8 protein-coding genes are annotated in these 12,887 nt (G+C 47.8%); all 8 read left to right on the top strand.

What is annotated here, in order from left to right:
- The first annotated feature begins 37 nt into the window (after positions 1-37).
- The 8 genes from AB6805_RS18775 (at position 38) to aspT (ending at position 12,869) form a co-directional block, all read left to right on the top strand.
- Positions 38-2,680 carry a carboxypeptidase-like regulatory domain-containing protein gene (locus AB6805_RS18775; RefSeq protein WP_370910983.1) on the top strand — a complete coding sequence of 881 codons (2,643 nt, stop codon included), beginning with the start codon at positions 38-40 and terminating at the stop codon, positions 2,678-2,680.
- 10 nt (positions 2,681-2,690) lie between these two features.
- Positions 2,691-3,542 (top strand): DUF4249 domain-containing protein, encoded by an 852-nt coding sequence (locus AB6805_RS18770; protein WP_370910982.1) that lies wholly within the window; start codon positions 2,691-2,693, stop codon positions 3,540-3,542.
- A gap of 177 nt (positions 3,543-3,719) precedes the next feature.
- Positions 3,720-4,274, top strand: coding sequence for an RNA polymerase sigma factor (locus AB6805_RS18765; protein ID WP_370910981.1), 555 nt, complete (start codon positions 3,720-3,722; stop codon positions 4,272-4,274).
- Positions 4,275-4,364: 90 nt separating this feature from the next.
- Positions 4,365-5,312 carry a FecR family protein gene (locus AB6805_RS18760; protein ID WP_370910980.1) on the top strand — a complete coding sequence of 316 codons (948 nt, stop codon included), beginning with the start codon at positions 4,365-4,367 and terminating at the stop codon, positions 5,310-5,312.
- A 36-nt stretch (positions 5,313-5,348) separates the two neighbouring features.
- Positions 5,349-8,564 (top strand): SusC/RagA family TonB-linked outer membrane protein, encoded by a 3,216-nt coding sequence (locus AB6805_RS18755; RefSeq protein WP_370910979.1) that lies wholly within the window; start codon positions 5,349-5,351, stop codon positions 8,562-8,564.
- Positions 8,565-8,588: 24 nt separating this feature from the next.
- A complete protein-coding gene (locus AB6805_RS18750) occupies positions 8,589-10,181 on the top strand; it encodes a RagB/SusD family nutrient uptake outer membrane protein (protein ID WP_370910978.1) in 1,593 nt (530 codons plus the stop codon).
- A gap of 419 nt (positions 10,182-10,600) precedes the next feature.
- Complete coding sequence (locus AB6805_RS18745; RefSeq protein WP_370910977.1) at positions 10,601-10,939, top strand: DUF6686 family protein; 339 nt, start codon at positions 10,601-10,603, stop codon at positions 10,937-10,939.
- Positions 10,940-11,165: 226 nt separating this feature from the next.
- Positions 11,166-12,869, top strand: coding sequence for an aspartate-alanine antiporter (aspT, locus tag AB6805_RS18740; protein WP_370910976.1), 1,704 nt, complete (start codon positions 11,166-11,168; stop codon positions 12,867-12,869).
- The last annotated feature ends 18 nt before the right edge of the window (positions 12,870-12,887 follow it).

Genomic DNA, 12,887 nt, shown 5'->3' with positions numbered 1-12,887 from the left:
ACTAAAGCTGTAGTCACACTTTCAATTCAGATATACTATGTCGTTAGCCTTAAAACTGCTGACGGGAATATTAATATGTAGTTTCCCCTTACAGGTTTTCGGGTGGGACTGGCAAACAAGAGTAACAATAGTAGCAAAGGATCTGCCCCTGGAGGCAGTATGTGAATTACTGGAAAAAGAATATGGTATTCATTTTTCATATAGCAGGGAACTTGTCAACTTGTCCCGGAAGGTTACGTTAACCGCCCATCAGCAACGTCTTAAAAAATTACTGGACGAATTGTTTTCTCCCGATGATATCCGTTTTACCCGTGTAGGCGATCAGATCGTGCTATCGCCCGCGCAACGCAGTAGCCGTACTATCAGTGGTTATGTCAAAGATGCGGTCAGTGGTGAAAACCTGATTGGGGCCACTGTTTATTCGCCTGTGCTCAAACAGGGCACTACTGCCAATCAGTATGGTTTTTATAGTTTAACTACCGTGAAAGACACCAACAGCCTGCTGATTTCTTACATTGGCTACAAGCCTTATCTGCAAAAGGTAAAGGCTAAGGGCGACCAGCTGATCAACATCCACCTGCAGCCACTCGGCAGCCTAAAAGAGGTGGTGATCAGCGCAAAGGAAGGCAGCAAGCTGCAGGAGCAAACGCAGATGAGCAGGGTACATCTTAGTACGTCTGATTTGCAGGCGATGCCGCGGTTACTCGGTGAAGTGGATGTAATGCGCGCCCTGCAATCGCTTCCGGGCGTAAGCGGTGGCACCGACGGCGCCGGTGGCTTATATGTAAGAGGCGGTGGCCCTGATCAGAACCTCGTACTGATAGACGGCACACCGGTATTTAATTTCTCCCATTTCTTCGGCGTATACTCTATGCTGAATGCCAACGTGGTAAAAACAACCGACCTGTATAAAGGCGCTTTCCCGGCACGCTTCGGCGGCAGAATATCTTCTGTGGTGGATATTTCGATGAAAGAAGGGGATATGAAGAATTTTCATGGAGATGCGTCCATCGGCTTCATTGCGGCTAAATTTAATATCGAGGGACCCATCGTAAAAGACAAAACATCCTTCATGTTTTCCGCCCGCCGTTCTTACCCGGATCTGCTGCTCAATGCAGCTTTCAAATCAGATAATACACTAGGCCCGGATGGGGATTTTAAGGCATTCTTTTTTGATGTGAATGCAAAAGTGAATCATATTTTTTCTTCCAAAGACCGGCTCTTTTTTAGCTTTTATAAGGGAGAAGATAACCTGTTGCTGAAACAAACGGTACCTGATACTTCCCGCATCAGCAGTCCGTCGAAGTACATTGCTGAAAGCATCCGGTTCCGGCTTGGATGGGGTAATACTATTGGCGCCATACGCTGGAACCACATCTATAATCCCAAGCTGTTTTCCAATGTAACCCTGAACTATTCGCAATACGAGTTTTTTACAGAAATCGAGCATAGGTATATGCTGGCCGCTTCCGGCGAAAAGGCGGATGTATATGGAAAATACAACTCGAGGATGGAGAATAACGGTGGCAGGATAGATTTTGACTACCGCCCGGATCCCCGCCATTCTATTCGTTTTGGCGCCATCACTACCATTCATAAATTTAAACCCGGCAACTCCAGTTTCGAAGACAGGGACAGCCAGGTGATACCATTGGATACGGCTGATGCTTCGTTGAAAGTAACCGGCTATGAATTGTCGTTGTATGCGGAAGATGACTGGCAGATCAGGCCTGATTTTTTTGCCAGCATAGGCTTGCACGCATCTGCGTTTTTAGTGGAAGGCCGTTTTTATTATTCCCTGCAACCCAGGCTGGGATTACGTTATGTGCTGCCCCGCAACTGGGCGGTAAAAGCGGCGTTTACGCATATGAACCAGTATATTCACCTGTTGTCCGGCGATGGAACTACTTTGCCTACAGACATATGGGTGCCATCCACGCAACATGTAGCGCCTATGTTTTCGCGGCAACTGGCTGCCGGCGTAGCTAAAACTTCCGCTAACCTGAAGTATGAATTTTCACTGGAGGGTTATTTCAAATCCATGCACAACATGATTGAAACCCGGGAAACCAACGGTATCATTACTACTGCCGCCACCCGGTGGGATGAAAATGTAACCGTGGGTAAAGGTTGGAGCTATGGTACGGAATTAATGTTGCAGAAGAAAAAAGGAAGCACTACGGGATGGCTGGCTTATACATTGGCCTGGTCTACCCGCCGGTTTCCCGGCGTGAATGACGGGCATATCTATCCCTATAAATATGATCGCCGGCATGATATTGAACTGGTGCTGGTACAGCAACTGGGAAAACAATGGGAACTTTCTGCCTCCTGGCATTTTAACAGTGGAACGCCGTTTACTTTGCCGGTATCCACGTATGCCGGAACGGAGGGCTCGTCTCCCTGGGAGCCGGGTACCGGTAATAGCAGTATTGATCGTTTCGACAACCGGAACAATTACCGGGGCGCGGCTGTTCACCGGCTCGATGTGGGTGTTACCTGGAGTAAGCAAAAAAAGTATTGGATCCGGAGCTGGAATCTGAGCGTGTTTAACGCCTATAACCAGAAAAATCCTTACTTCTATTATATCAGTGAAGATGCGGCAGCACAGAAGCGGTACCTGTCCAGGGTAAGCATCCTGCCTATATTACCCAGTATTACTTATTCGGTTAAGTTTTAAAGAGATGAGTATGAAATATGTTTTCGTGGGTGCGATCGGGTTATCCATGCTATTGAGCGCATGTGAAAAGCGGGAAGAAATTAGTTTGCCTTATGAAGGCGATAAAATAGTGGTGAACACGCTGATACAACCCGATAGTGTGGTTTATATCCGGGTAACGCGCAGCGTACCCTCTAATGTGTATAACGATGGCGTGTATAAGGATATTCCCGGCGCCACCGTAACGCTTACCACAAATGAATCATCGGTGATGCCGTTGCAGCTGCAAACGATAAAAGGGCTTTCCTACTATGTGTCTGATCAAAAAGCGGTATTGGGACAACGATACAAAGTAGCCGTAGCGGCGCCGGGATTACAGGCGGTAACGGCTACGGATACACTCCCGCGAGCCCCGGTGGCCTACAATGCCACCGCGCAGCGCAGCAGCAGCCGGGTGCAGTTCACACTGAAAGACCAGCCAGCCTCCGCGGATTATTACCGGATCCGTATTTACATGACAGATGCCTCCACCGGAAAGGGCGCCTTCCTGCTTTTCAGGCTGGACCCTGCCTTTAATAATAACCTGGTTGACTATTTTTCCCAGGATAATTATAACAGCCTGATCATGAATGATGAGCGCTTTAATGGTAAACCCGTGAACTTCGTTTTGCAAACAGCAGATCCCATCATGAATGCAGGTGAGATCACTGTAGAGGTAAGTGCGCTGACCTATACTTCTTATCAATACTTCAATACCCTGGCTGCCCAAAAAGACGCAGGTATATCCCTGGGAGCCCATGTAAGGGTATTTACCAATGTAACCAATGGCTATGGCATTGTTGGCGGTATCAATACGAGGAAGATGACCTTTAAAATACAGTGATCCCCGCGGTGATATAACATAGCTAAATAAGATAATATCACAGTGAAGACGCTGCCATTTAAAGAAACGGGCATGCTTTAAGCCGTTTTACGCCGCTATATTAATACTTCGCTATATTTTTGTTATCCCGTTTTTTATCTTAAAAACCTGCTCTATTTTTAGGATATATATTTTTATATGCCTGAACAATTCCCCATTGATCTTATTCACCGGTTACGTGCCGGTGACTTTAAGCTTTTTGAGTTGATTTTCAATACATACTGGGAAGAGCTGTATGCCTACGCAGCAAAGGTTACGGGTAGTGAAGAAGATGCACGGGATATCATACAGGATTTGTTTGCCAGTATCTGGGAGCGCCGGCAGCAGCTGGAGTTGCATACCCATATCCGTTATTACCTGTTTAGCGCGGTAAGGAAGCAAATCCTGCGTAAGTTCCGCGACGACGGATTAAAAGAAAAGCACCTCGAAAAATTTATTACCCATAGTGAGCTGCGGTCTGAACTTACCCTTAACTCCCTGATCCATAAAGATATTCTGAACCAACTCCAGCAAGATCTCCAGCATTTACCGGAAAAAGAAAGGCAGGTATTTGAATGGTACCACTTCGATGAGCTGAGCATCCGCGAAATAGCCATGATGCATGGCACGGCCGAGCAAACGGTACGTAACCAGCTCGGAAACGCCTACAAGAAAGCCCGCCCATTGCTGAACCGCCTGTTAATGTTCCTCTGATTTTTCCTCTCCATGTTACCTTAACGTTAAGCCGGGATTCCGGATAGTTAAAAAGGGTGGTTTGTGCAACTTAGTCATAAACACCACACCTTGATCCGATCAAAAATAAATGCACTCATCGGTAAATACCTGGAAGGCAAAGCCACCCCGGGGGAGGAGCAATTGCTTACCCACTGGCTGGATGCACTGGCAGAAGATGCCGGTCCGGTAACGGAACAGGATGCCCGTAGCCGGGAACGGCTGCGCCGCAGCATTTTAAAGGTCATAAAGCAACGTACCGGCGAGCCGGCAGCCAGATATCCCATCTGGAAGAAACTGGCCGCAGCGGCGGTAGTATTGCTGATGGTGGGCATAGGCAGCTGGTGGATGATGAGTTACCGGTTGTCCCAAAAGGTCGCCTGGCTGGAACTGCGTACGGCCATAGGTGAAAAGAAAGTGCTGTTATTGCCCGACAGCAGCCGGATCTGGCTGGGCGCCAATAGCGTACTGAAATACCCGGATCATTTTACTGATAGCAGGCAGGTACAACTGGTATCGGGGGAAGCCTTTTTTGATATAGCCCAGGCTCCGGGACAACCTTTCAGCGTAATCACCGACAGCCTGCAGGTGCAGGTGCTGGGCACTTCGTTTCACATCAGGGCCTATCCCCGGCAGCTGCTGGAAATAGGGGTGAATACGGGGAAGGTGAGCGTTAACAAAGGCGGCCAGGTAATGGATATCTTAACAGCCAATCAACTACTGCAGGTTAACAGAAATAATTATACTTCTTCCCGGTTGTCTGTATCCTCACCAGATATAAATGGCTGGAAGCAGGATAAAATAGTGTTCGATAATATGCCCGTTATGGATGCATTGAGGTTACTGGAGAATTATTACCCGGTGAAGTTCCACGTTAAAAGAGTGCCCGGCAGGCAGATCAGCGGATCGCTCAACATGCACTTAACAATTACGCAGATCATAAATGTACTGGAAGATCTTACGGATCATCAGCTGAAAATAACACCTGCCGGCGCAGGAAATTATAACATAGGTCAATAAATATTTATTCCCTGAACTGAAACTAAAACACCGGTTATGAATGTACGTAGTACCCACTTGCGTACAAGGAACTCTGTGAAACAGATATTTCTTGTAGCGCTTATGCTGTCGCTATGCGGCAGCGTCATGTCCCAGCAAAAAACAACCGTTGTGCAGGAACTGCATATTACCGCAGGCCCGCTTGCCGACGCACTGAAAATGCTGCAAAAACAAAGCGGCGCTGACATTGTATACGATGCAGCTTTATTGAAGAACCTGACGGTGAAAACACAGGACTTCCGTTCACAGCCCATAGAAGAAGTATTGCGCGTTTTACTGAAAGGAAGCGGGTTCCACTTCTCCGCTACAGAAGGCGTATACATCATTAAAAAAGAAAAGAACAAAACAACGGTCACCGGTAAAGTCACCGACGAAGAAACCGGCGTGGGTTTACCCGGCGTCAGCGTACTGGTAAAAGGAAATACACAAGGCAGCATCACGGATGCTAACGGTGCTTTTTCCTTGCAGGCAGATAACGCCGGCGATACCCTGTTATTTACTTCCCTGGGATATAAATCCACCCGCCTGGTGTTAAACGGGCAGCAACGGTTGGCGGTTAAACTGAAAACCGATGCCAGCCTGTTAAGCAGCGTGGTAGTAGTTGGTTACGGATCAACCACCAAAGGCGATCTTACCGGTGCCGTATCCCATGTAGGCGCTGAAAACTTTAATACCGGTGTATTCAGCTCCCCGGAACAGCTGTTACAGGGAAAAGTACCTGGCCTGAATATTACCCGCAGCGGCGATCCAAACGCTACACCCGCAGTGATCCTCCGTGGCCCGTCCACTTTCCGCGATGGTGAAGCACAACAGCCTTTCTATGTTATTGATGGTGTACCCGGCGCTAATATCCAGCTGGTATCTCCGTCAGATATCGTATCAATGGATGTATTGAAAGATGCGGCATCTACCGCTATTTATGGTGCACGCGCTGCCAACGGGGTGATTATGATCACCACCCGCCGCGCAAAACCCGGTCAAAGCTGGATCAGCTACAATGCCTACGTAGCCAGCGAGCGCATCTCCAATTCCATTGACATGATGTCCAGCGCCGACCTCACGAAATACCTGGAAGACAACGGCAAAAGTATTACACCGGCTTATGATGATAACGCTAATAACGACTGGCAGAAACTCGTAACCCGCAACGGCCTGTCGCACAGCCATAACATTTCCTTTGGCGGCGGTAATGAGAAAACCGTATTCGACGGAAGCGTGAACTACCTCCAAAATAATGGTATCATGCAGAAGTCATCACTGGAACGGCTAAACGTAAGAGCCAACCTGGAGCAACGCGCGTTCAACGACCTGTTGAAACTAAATCTGTCGATCAGTAACAGCGTAAGCACACAAAACCAGATCCCGGAACTGGTGTTTATGAACATGCTGAACTATATGCCTACCGTGAATATCTTTAACCCGGATGGTACTTATAAAGAAGATTTCTCCCGTACACGCAACTACCTGAATCCCTTATCACTCCTCAATAATAACAGCGACCGCACCAAAAACAAGATCATGTTGGGGAATGCCCGTGCGGAGCTGAATCTTTTGCCGGGTTTGCGTTATACGCTGAATGTATCCATGCAGGATGAGCAGATCAACCGGGACATTTATAACAACCGCGCTTCCGGCCTGGCACAGGGCGTTAACGGAAGGGCTACCCGCAGCGCCTATACGAATACACGGAAAGTACTGGAAACCTATTTCAATTACGACGTGCTTTTTGGTAAACACGACCTGCGTTTGCTGGCCGGTTACTCCTGGCAGGAAGACCGCCGCGGCGACGGATTCCAGACCTCCAACCAGGGCTTTGTATCAGACGCCACGCAAGGCGATAACCTCGGCCTGGGAAGTCCCGATGGCGCCTTCCAGCCTAACTTTGGTACCACCCGCATTCAAACCTTGCGCTTCATCTCTTTTTATGCGAGAGCCAATTACCAGTTTGATGGGAAGTACCTGCTGATGGCTTCTGTAAGAAGGGATGGCTCCTCTGCTTTCGGCGCAAACAACCGCTGGGGTTATTTCCCCGCTGTATCCGCCGCCTGGAAAATCAATAAGGAAAGCTTCCTCTCCGGCGTATCCTGGATAGAAGATCTTAAACTGCGTGCAGGCTATGGCGTTACCGGTAACTCACTGGGCTTCGATCCGTTGATCGCCACGCTCCGGTATGATATCACCGGCAAATTTTATAACAACGGCAGGCTGATCAACGCTATCGGACCCGTACAGAACGATAACCCCAACCTCAGATGGGAACGCACCGGCATGGCTAATATAGGCGTGGATTTCACCACGCTGAGAGGACGCCTCGGCTTCGCAGTGGATTACTATGATAAACGTACCACTGATTTGATCTACTCCTACAATGTACCTGCCACACAGTATTTTGTATCTACCATGCTGGCGAACGTAGGCTCTATGAGCAATAAGGGTGTTGAATTCCAGGTGAATGCGGTACCTGTGAAAACGGCCCATTTCAACTGGACTACCTCCGCCAATATTGCGCATAATAAGAACCGGGTACTCTCCCTCTCCAATGATATTTTTTCCGTGAAATATATTGAAACCGCGGAACTTGGCGGCAGGGGACAATCAGGCAATAAATCACAGCGTGTGGAAGGCGGATATGCACTGGGTTCGTTCTACCTCTGGCAATACGTGGATAAAAATGCTGCCGGTCTTTCACAATTCCGCGATGCAAAAGGCAACCTGGTTACCGGCCCAACCTCCACCGACCGGGTTTATACCGGAGATGCACAGCCGGCCTTTACCTATGGCTGGAGCAACAGCTTTACCTGGCGTAATTTTGATGCCAATATATTTCTGCGTGGGGTATCCGGAAACAAGATACTGAACGCTACCCTGGCTAACCTGAATGCACCTTATGAAGCGGGTATTATCAATATCCCACAGTACTCTAAACAGGAGTCGCCCAGTGATGTAAATGCACCTTACATCTCCTCCCGCTACCTGGAAAATGGTGCTTATCTCCGGCTCGATAACGCTACTATTGGCTACACGGTTCCCATGCAGAATAAGTATATCAGGAAACTGCGTTTATACGTTTCCGGTAATAACCTGTTCGTTATTACCGATTATTCAGGTATTGACCCGGAAATCAATATGGGCGGTCTTACACCGGGAATTGACAACAGCAATTTTTATCCAAAGACACGTTCTTTCCTCTTTGGCTTAAACGCAACATTCTAAAAACTGACGGTTAAAAATAGCGACATGAAAAATATTTTTATCACAGGAATAGCAATCAGTTTTACGTTACTTTCAGCATGTACGAAGCTGGATGTAAAGGTGGAATCTGAATATGTAAAGGAAAATTTTCCGACCACACCCGATGGCTTTATCGCCGCATCCGGCCCCATTTATACGCAACTGAGCGGAGGCTACGCCGTTGACTACTGGCGGATGCAGGAACTCTCTACCGACGAAGCCATTATCCCCGCCCGCGGTGGTAACTACGTGGATGGAGGCGTGTACGCGCAGTTGCACAGGCATTCCTGGACGAAAGATCACACCACCGTGAAAAATGTGTGGAGCTGGGCTTTCGGCGGCGTGAACACCTGCAACCGTATTCTCGCGCTTTTTGAAAAAGCGCCCGACAGCGATTCCAAACCACAGGCAATGGCCGAGGCCAGGGCAATGCGTGCGCTGTATTACTTTTACCTGATGGACCTGTACGGCAAAGTACCCATCATCACCACATTTGGTAACCCAACGCCGCCAGAACAATCATCCCGCGAGGAGGTATTTAATTTTATAGAAAAGGAGCTGAAAGAAGTGTTGCCATTGCTGAGAAGGGAACGTGGGCAAATCACCTATTCGAAGCCCACCGTATGGTTTGCATTTACACTGCTGGAAAAAATGTACCTGAATTCAATGGTATACACCGGCAAACCCAGGTATAACGACGTGGTAGTAATGGCAGACAGCATCCTGACCAACGGCAAATATGAGCTGGATGCCAACTACGCCAGCATTTTTATGCCTGATAACGGTCCCGCTATTATGGAAACTATTTTTGCGATTCCTTATGATGGATATGTGATTAAAGGCAACCAGTTTTCCCGTTTCGGATTACATCCAAACCTGGTGGCAAAGTACTCATTACCTTTCCGCCCAAGTATTGCGATGAGCACCATCGGTTCTTTCTATGATAAATTCAATTTAACAGGGGATGTCCGCAATAATACCTGGCTGGAAGGACCGCAGGTTAACTCCGACGGCTCGCCTATCCTGATTACCACTACCAACAAAGGATTAGATGATAAGTATGCCGGCTCGGAACCTAAGAAGGAAATCAAATGGCAGCTTACGTTCTCTAAAACCATGACCCTACGTGTAGATACCACCATGGATATCGGGAATGATGAACTGGCAAAAGCCGCCGGTGTACGTTCCATTAAGTACTACCCTGATAAAAACACCGAACCGTCGGAACGTAACTCCAATAATGATGTGCCCGTTTTCCGGCTGGCAGACGTAATGCTCATGAAGGCGGAAGCCATCCTGAGGGGTGCTGCTCCCACAGCGGTGAAAGGCGAATTACAGGATGCAGACGTATTGGTGAACAAAATCCGCACCCGGGCACATGCTCCGTCGGTAAGCGGTATCAACCTCAGCGGTTTGCTGGAAGAACGCGCCCGGGAATTAGCCTGGGAAGCGTGGCGCAGGAATGATATGATCCGTTTTGGCGTATTTGAAGGCACCTGGGGTTTTAAATCAGACGTGAATACCCAGCACCGCATTTACCCCATACCTGTAGATGAAATCACGCTGAATCCAAAGCTGGTGCAGAATCCCGGCTACTAGCGCGGATTTTGTCTTTCTCGCTGATTACGCTGATTATACTGATTACTTTGATTTTTACTTTTTGATTTTTACTTTAATAATAAGGGAGATAAAAGCGACTATCCGCTTCTATCTCCCTTAATCCTTTATAAAATCCAAAGTAAAAATCAAAGTAATCAGTATAATCAGCGTAATCAGTGAGAAAGACAAAATCCGCTAAGATCTTTTCCCTTTTGCGTAAGTCGTTTTCCTGATCCGATCATTAGTACCCGATTTCCTGCTGTATTTTTGTGAGATATAAATAATACCCCGGAGTTATTAACTATACATAGTCCATACATCCGTTGTTTGCCACCACCATTTTTCAAAGGTAAAGAGTGATGAATTAAGTCCTGACAGCGGCCGTAACCCGGTCGCTGGAGGCACAAACCCATAGGCCCATGTGTAATTACCAGACATTATACCACGGCGCTGCAGGATATGTGATCCGCTGCCCGCATTGCAAAGGCATTCAGTTAGCCTTTGGTACAACGGTTGTTAACCTTGATATCACCGAATTTGAGTGCTTCAAAAAGATGGTCAACCGGTTATCGGATGAACACTATCACACAGCAGAAAATGAAAAGATGATTTGTTTGCCCCTGCCGGCGGATCACGTGATGATGTTGGTAACCCCTGCTGAAATAACTGCACTGGCAAATATAACAGCGGAAGTACAGGCATTGATTGATGCCTATGATATCCTGGAAACGTCTTCCGGATACCAGTCTGCCGGCTAGTGATAATGCCGCCCTTTTTTTTACTTGTATAATCCCGGATCAGCGCGTGCTGTCATATTCCGCCTTCAAATGGAATATGACAGCACGCGCTGTTGTTTAACAACCGGAATGGCTACTTGTTCAGCTATCATCAAAATTGATTTTATGTGAACAAATGCAGAACGACTTGTGTTACCTATTACAATTGAATGATGACCATATTCTTCTTCTCATAATCCACATATAAATGAGTTGGTTACAGCATACATTCCAGGAATATCCTGAACTGGCCGTATTTCTTACTTTGTCCGCAGGGTTTTTTATAGGTAGCATACGGGTAGGTAAATTTTCGTTAGGATCCGTAACCGGTGTTTTGTTGACCGGAGTAATTGTTGGGCAGATGGATATACAGGTATCTGCCAATGTGAAGTCGGTCTTTTTCCTCATGTTCCTGTTTGCAGTAGGCTATAGTGTGGGGCCGCAATTTTTTCGTGGTTTGAAAAAAGATGGGCTGCCACAGGTATTGTTTGCTGTATTGATGTGCGTGGTTTGCCTGGTGGCGCCGTGGTTACTGGCGCTGGCCTGTGGCTACAACGTAGGGCAGGCGGCCGGTCTGATCTCTGGTTCACAAACCATTTCCGCTACTATGGGAGTGGCCTCTGATACCATTAACCAGTTAAATGTGTCTGCCGGACAAAAAGCTACATGGATCAATGCCATGCCGGTATGTTATGCCGTAACCTATATTTTCGGAACGGCAGGTTCGGCGTGGTTGCTATCCAGTATTGCTCCCATGATGATGGGCGGAATTGAAAAGGTAAGAGCCGCATGTAAAGAGCTGGAAAAAACAATGGGCGCCGGTGATCCCACACAGGACCCCGGCATGCGCTCCGCCTTTATCCCGGTTACATTCCGCGCCTATTTAATTGATGCATCATCCATTGCCGCAGGCAAATCAGTACAGCAACTGGAAGCTGAATTGCTGCAACGCAATCACCGCCTGTTTGTAGAACGCATTCGCCGGAAAGACAAGAAGCTGGTGGAAGCAACGCCGGATTATGTAATTAATCCCGGTGATGAAATTGTACTCAGTGGCCGCAGGGAATTTATCCTCGGAGAAGAGCAGGGTATCGGTAAAGAAGTAGTAGATATGGAATTGCTGAATTTCCCCGTGGAAAATGTACAGGTATTTGTGATGAATAAAAACGTAGTTGGGAAAACAGTGAAAGCCTTACGCGCCATGGATTATATGCACGGTATCCCGGTACAAAGCATCCGGCGCGCAGGCATCGCCATGCCGGTGTATCCCGGGGCTGTACTGGAAAAAGGAGATCATGTGGAACTGGTGGGCTACAAAAAAGATATGGACAAAGCGGCCAAAGAAATTGGTTACGCGGATATTCCGACTGATAAAACAGATATGATTTTTGTGGGCCTTGGTATTGTGTTAGGTGGTCTTGTTGGCGCCATGAGCATACATGTAGGAGGGGTGCCACTCAGCCTGAGTACCAGTGGCGGTGCACTCATAGCAGGACTGGTTTTTGGCTGGTTACGTTCACAGCATCCTGCCTTTGGCAGGATTCCGGAGCCGGCATTGTGGGTGATGAACAATGTGGGTTTAAATACTTTCATTGCGGTAGTGGGTATCACCGCAGGTCCCAGCTTTGTGGCGGGTTTCAAAGAAGTGGGATGGGGACTTTTTTTAGTAGGTATGGCAGCTACGGCTATCCCGTTGTTATCCGGGGTGTTGATGGCGAAGTATATTTTTAAATTTCATCCGGCATTGGTGCTTGGCTGTACCGCTGGCGCCAGAACTACTACCGCCGCGCTTTCCGCTATCCAGGAAGAGGTGCAAAGCAACCTGCCTGCATTGGGCTATACCATTACATATGCGGTGGGCAATACGCTGCTCATCATCTGGGGCGTGGTGATTGTGCTGCTGATGACCTGACGTTGGGAATAACCATTC

The organism is Chitinophaga sp. RCC_12, assembly GCF_041360695.1.
GTDB lineage: Bacteria > Bacteroidota > Bacteroidia > Chitinophagales > Chitinophagaceae > Chitinophaga.
This window is presented reverse-complemented; position numbering and strand designations above follow the sequence as displayed.

Excerpts from the sequence above, each read along its gene's own strand:
- AB6805_RS18745 (WP_370910977.1), top strand. The coding sequence starts at position 10,601 with ATGTGTAATTACCAGACATTATACCACGGCGCTGCAGGATATGTGATC.
- AB6805_RS18775 (WP_370910983.1), top strand. The coding sequence starts at position 38 with ATGTCGTTAGCCTTAAAACTGCTGACGGGAATATTAATATGTAGTTTC.
- AB6805_RS18770 (WP_370910982.1), top strand. The coding sequence starts at position 2,691 with ATGAAATATGTTTTCGTGGGTGCGATCGGGTTATCCATGCTATTGAGC.
- AB6805_RS18755 (WP_370910979.1), top strand. The coding sequence starts at position 5,349 with ATGAATGTACGTAGTACCCACTTGCGTACAAGGAACTCTGTGAAACAG.
- AB6805_RS18750 (WP_370910978.1), top strand. The coding sequence starts at position 8,589 with ATGAAAAATATTTTTATCACAGGAATAGCAATCAGTTTTACGTTACTT.
- aspT (WP_370910976.1), top strand. The coding sequence starts at position 11,166 with ATGAGTTGGTTACAGCATACATTCCAGGAATATCCTGAACTGGCCGTA.
- AB6805_RS18765 (WP_370910981.1), top strand. The coding sequence starts at position 3,720 with ATGCCTGAACAATTCCCCATTGATCTTATTCACCGGTTACGTGCCGGT.